Raw genomic sequence first — 4,979 nt, forward strand, 5'->3', positions numbered from 1 at the left:
GACGGGATCGGCGGCTTCCGGGAGGGCGGGGGAGTCGGTGTGCTCGGCGACGGCTTCGCTCATGGCTGGCCTCCTTGGCGGCGTGTCTGGATTGTGCCGGATGCACGCCCCGTTTGTCCGCCAAGTCGTGGCCCTATGCTGCTACGTATGCACGATCAGGCAGGGGCCGGGGCGCCCGACAACTTCCAGCGTCTGTGGACCCCGCATCGCATGGCCTACATCAAGGGCGAGAACAAGCCCACGGGGGAGGGGCCGGGCGACGGCTGCCCCTTCGACGCGATCCCCAAGATGAGCGACGAGGAGGGCCTGGTCGTCGCCCGGGGCGAGACGGTCTACGCCGTTCTCAACCTTTACCCGTACAACTCCGGCCATCTGATGGTCGTGCCGTACCGTCACGTCTCCGACTACGCCGATCTCGGCGCCGCCGAGCTGACCGAGCTCGGCGAGTTCACCCAGCGGTCGCTGCGCGCCCTGCGCGCGGCCAGCGGCGCGCAGGGCTTCAACGTCGGCATGAACCTGGGCCACGTGGCGGGCGCCGGCATCGCCGCCCACCTGCACCAGCACGTGGTGCCCCGGTGGGGCGGCGACACCAATTTCATGCCGGTCGTGGCCCAGACCAAGGTGCTGCCGCAGCTCCTGCGCGACACCCGCCAGCTGCTCGCCGACGCCTGGGTCTAGACGGGGTCGACCTTGACCTTGACCGCCTTGCTCTCGTTGTGCAGGCGGTCGAGCGAGGTCACCAGGTAGGTGCCGGCGGACGGGGCGGTGAACGACGGCCCGTTGACGACCGCGACCAGGTTGCGGGCGTCGGTCGTGTGGCAGTCGCCGCCCGGCTCCGGCACCCGGTAGACGGCGTACGAGCGCGCGCCCGGCGAGGCCGTCCAGGTGACGGCGGTGCCGGCGGCCTTGACCCCGGCAGGCTTGGCGGGCGCCCGGCCGCCGCGCTCCTTCATGAGCGGCAGCAGCGCCGGGCGGCGGTAGTGGGTCTTGGCGACCTGGTCGATGGCGCCCAGCGGGTTGGTGAGCAACTGCTTGGCGCTGAAGTAGACGTCGCCCCTGATCGGCTCGTGCTTGCGGTTGAGCGTCAGGTGCGCCGACAGCTCGCCGGGCTTGGTCCACGGCGCCTCGTCCTTGGCGCCGACCCGGTAGAGGGCCTGGCCGATGTAGAGGTGCACGCCGGTGCCCTCGACGGCGTCGGCCCACCACGGCGCCAGCGCCTTGTAGCCGGCCGTCTTGTGCCCGCGCGACCAGTAGAGCTGCGGCATCACGTAGTCGACGGTGCCGGCCTCGATCCAGGCGCGGGCGTCGGCGAAGATCGAGTCGTAGGCGGACATGCCGCCGGTGGCGGAGCCGCTCGGATCCTGGGACTTGTTGCGCCAGATGCCGAACGGGCTGACGCCGAACTTGACGTGCTCCTTGGTCGCGTGCACGGCCTCGTCGACCTGCGCGATCAGCTTGTTGACGTTCTGCCGCCGCCAGTCGGGGAGCTTCTTGCCCTTGCCGTACTTTGTAAAGGCGGCGGCGTCGTCGAACGTGCCGCCCTCACCCGGATACGGGTAGAAGTAGTCGTCGAAGTGCACCCCGTCGACGTCGTAGCGCTTGACCACGTCGGTGACGACCTTCGTCACGTGCTCGCGGACCTGCGGCAGGCCGGGGTTGTAGTAGAGGCGGTCGCCGTACTTGACGGTCCAGCCGGGGTGGCGCTTGGCGGGGTGGCTCGCCGGCAGCTTGGACACGTCGGCGTCGTAGGAGGCCCGGTACGGGTTGAACCAGGCGTGGAACTCCATGCCCCGCTTGTGCGACTCCGCGATGAGCCACGGCAGCGGGTCCCAGCCCGGGTCCTTGCCCACGGTGCCGGTCAGGAACTGCGACCACGGCTCGATCGACGACTTGTAGAGCGCGTCGGAGGCGGGCCGCACCTGCACGAAGACCGCGTTGAGGCGGCGCTTGGCGGCGGCGTCGAGCAGCTTGACGTACTCGGCCTTCTGCCGCTCGGCGGACAGGCCCTTGCGTGAGGGCCAGTCGATGTTCTGCACGGTGGCGATCCACACGCCGCGCAGCTGGCGCTTGGGGTAGCGGGCGTCAGGTGTGCACGCGGCCGTCACCACGGTGTCGGCCGACTTCTTCTGGGCCTTGGCCTTGCCCTGGTCTGCCTCGGCGCCCGGCCCGAAGGTGTAGGCGGCTCCGGTGGCGACGACTGCGAGGGCGGCTGCGGCTAGGAGGGGGCGTCCGGTTCGCATAGTGCCCACCAGTGTGGCATCACTGCTGACGTGCTCTGACCGGAAAATCGAAATCGACTCGTGACACTTCTGTGACCGGTGGGACCGGCGTGGCCGGTGGGCCGGGAGGGGTGGTCACGCCCTCCCGGCTCCGTCCCGGCTGAGCCGCCGTCAGCCGGTCTGCGTCAGTCGGTCTGCGTCAGCCGGTCTGTGTCAGTCGGTCTCTGTCACCTTGCCGGCCAGGTGCGGCGGCAGCGGCTCGTAGCGCAGGAACGTGCGCTGGAAGGTGCCGGTGCCGTGCGACATGGACCGCAGGTCGATCGCGTAGCGGGTGATCTCCAGCTCGGGCACCTCGGCCTTGACCAGGGTGCGCCCGGTGCCGACGGGCTCGGTGCCCAGCACCCGGCCGCGCCGCGACGACAGGTCGGACATCACCGGGCCCACGTAGTCGTCGGCGACCAGCACCGACAGCTCGTCGACCGGCTCCAGCAGCAGCGTCGGCACCTTGGCCGCGGCCTCCTTGAGCGCGAGCTGGCCGGCGATCTGGAAGGCCATGTCGGAGGAGTCGACCGAGTGCGCCTTGCCGTCGTACAGGGTGACGCGCACGTCCACCATCGGGTAGCCGGCCACGACGCCGCGCTCCATCTGGGCCCGTACGCCCTTCTCGACCGACGGGATGAACTGGCGCGGCACCACGCCACCGACGATCTTGTCGACGAACTCGAACCCGCCACCGGACGGCAGCGGCTCGACCTCCAGATGGCAGATGGCGTACTGGCCGTGGCCGCCGGTCTGCTTGACGTTGCGCCCCATCGCCTGGCACCGGCCGCCGAACGTCTCGCGCAGCGGCACCCGCAGCTCGATCCGCTCGACCTCGACGCCGTGCCGTCTGGCCAGGCGGTCGAGCAGCACGTCGGTGTGCGCCTCGCCCATGCACCACAGGACGAGCTGGCGGGTCTCGGCGTTGTTCTCCAGGCGCAGCGTCGGGTCCTCGGCCACCAGGCGGCCCAGGGCCTGCGCCAGTTTGTCCTCGTCGGCCTTGGACTTGGCGCGGATGGCGACCGGCAGCAGCGGCTCGGGCATCGCCCAGGACGTCATGAGCAGCGGCCGCTCGACCTCCGACAGGGTGTCGCCGGTCTCGGCGCGTGACAGCTTGGCCACGGCCACGATGTCGCCCGCCATGCCCTTGGCGGCGCCGCGCTGCTGCTTGCCGAGGGGACAGGTGAGGGTGCCGATGCGCTCGTCGACGTCGTGGTCCTCGTGGCCGCGCTCGGCCAGGCCGTGCCCGGAGACGTGCACGGTCATGTCGGGCCGCAGGGTGCCGGAGAAGACGCGCACCAGGCTGATGCGGCCCACGTACGGGTCGCTGGTGGTCTTGACGACCTCGGCGACCAGGGGGCCGTCGGGGTCGCAGGCGATGCCCTTGACGGGCTTGCCGTCGAGCGTGGTGATCTCGGGCATCGGGTGTTCGAGCGGTGAGGGGAAGCCCTGGGTGATGAGCTCCAGCACTTCCTGGGCGCCGACGCCGAGGCCGCTGCAGAGCACGGGGTAGAAGCTGCCGCGGGCGACGGCCTTCTCCAGGTCGTCGATGAGGACGCCGGTGTCGATCGGGTCGCCTTCCAGGTAGCGCTCCATGAGCGACTCGTCCTCGCTCTCCTGGATGATCCCCTCGATCAGCGGGCCGCGGTACTCCTCGATGCGCGTCTCGTACTCGGGCCCGGGGGCGTTCTCGGTGCGGGAGCCGGTGGCGTAGTTGTAGAACTTCTGCGTGAGCAGGCCGATCAGGCCGTTGACGTGCCCGTTGGTGATCACCGGCAGGTAGAGGGGGGCGACGCCGTCGCCGAAGACGTCCTGGCAGGTGGCGAGCACCTCGTCGAAGTCGGCGCGCTGGTGGTCGATCTTGGTGATCACGACGGCTCTGGGCATGCCGACGCGGGAGCACTCGTCCCACAGCATCTGGGTGAGCCCGTCGATGCCGTCGCAGGCCGACACGACGAACAGGGCGGCGTCGGCGGCCCGCAGGCCGGCGCGCAGGTCGCCGACGAAGTCGGCGTAACCGGGGGTGTCGAGCAGGTTGATCTTGATGCCGTTGTGCGTCAGCGGGGCCAGGGACAGGTTGACCGAGCGCTGCTGGCGGACCTCGACCTCGTCGAAGTCGCTGACGGTGTTGCCGTCTTCCACGCGGCCGGCCCGCTGGACGGTGCCGGTGGCGGCCAGGAGCTGCTCGACGAGGGTCGTCTTGCCCGATCCCGAGTGGCCGACCAGGACGACATTGCGTATCGCATCCGCCTTGTCGGCCGCTGGTGCCCTGCCCGCGGCTCCCATGGCCGCGTTCGCGTTCTTGTCCGCCACATCGCCTCCCGCGTCGTCATGTGCGTGCCAACGCCGCGCCCGCGCGGAGGGGTTCTGGCAACCGCATGGACGCGGTGTGTTCACCAAATACCGCTGTGGCGAATATCACAAGGGGGGCAGGGCAAAGAAAGTCGTGGCCCGCCGGATGGCCTACGATCGACAGCGCGATGCTGAAACTCCTGCGCCCGGCCATGACCCGGATACTCACCCCGCTGGGCAGGGCCCTGGTCCGCCGCGGGATCGGCCCGGACGCCGTCACGGCGATCGGCACCCTCGGCACTGTCGTGTCCGCCCTGCTGTTCTTCCCCTTGGGCCTGCTCACCGCGGGCGCCCTGGTGATCACCGTGTTCGTGCTGTTCGACCTGCTCGACGGCGTGGTGGCGGGGGGGGGCGGGGGAGGGGGAGCAC

At 70.3% G+C, this 4,979-nt stretch carries 3 protein-coding genes and 1 pseudogene; 2 read left to right on the forward strand and 2 right to left on the reverse strand.

The window, feature by feature from the left end; all coding sequences use genetic code 11:
* The first annotated feature begins 147 nt into the window (after nucleotides 1-147).
* Nucleotides 148-678, forward strand: coding sequence for an HIT family protein (locus ADY59_RS46495; RefSeq protein ID WP_231619229.1), 531 nt, complete (start codon nucleotides 148-150; stop codon nucleotides 676-678).
* Here ADY59_RS46495 and ADY59_RS46500 read toward each other — a convergent pair.
* Together ADY59_RS46500 and ADY59_RS46505 are read right to left on the reverse strand one after the other, a co-directional pair.
* Entirely contained in the window at nucleotides 675-2,240 is a 1,566-nt protein-coding gene (locus ADY59_RS46500; RefSeq protein ID WP_049577536.1) for a glycoside hydrolase family 10 protein, read from the reverse strand. The genes ADY59_RS46495 and ADY59_RS46500 overlap by 4 nt on opposite strands.
* Nucleotides 2,241-2,432: 192 nt before the next feature.
* The gene (locus tag ADY59_RS46505) at nucleotides 2,433-4,571 is read right to left on the reverse strand and encodes an elongation factor G-like protein EF-G2 (protein ID WP_197094192.1); all 2,139 of its coding nucleotides are present in this window, start codon (nucleotides 4,569-4,571) and stop codon (nucleotides 2,433-2,435) included.
* 167 nt (nucleotides 4,572-4,738) lie between these two features.
* Here ADY59_RS46505 and ADY59_RS46510 point away from each other — a divergent pair.
* Nucleotides 4,739-4,979 (forward strand): annotated as a pseudogene (locus tag ADY59_RS46510) (phosphatidylinositol phosphate synthase); the annotation flags it as partial.

The sequence above is a fragment of the Nonomuraea sp. SBT364 genome, assembly GCF_001083785.1.
Taxonomy (GTDB): domain Bacteria; phylum Actinomycetota; class Actinomycetes; order Streptosporangiales; family Streptosporangiaceae; genus Nonomuraea.

Excerpts from the sequence above, each read along its gene's own strand:
- ADY59_RS46500 (WP_049577536.1), bottom strand. The coding sequence starts at position 2,240 with ATGCGAACCGGACGCCCCCTCCTAGCCGCAGCCGCCCTCGCAGTCGTC.
- ADY59_RS46495 (WP_231619229.1), top strand. The coding sequence starts at position 148 with ATGCACGATCAGGCAGGGGCCGGGGCGCCCGACAACTTCCAGCGTCTG.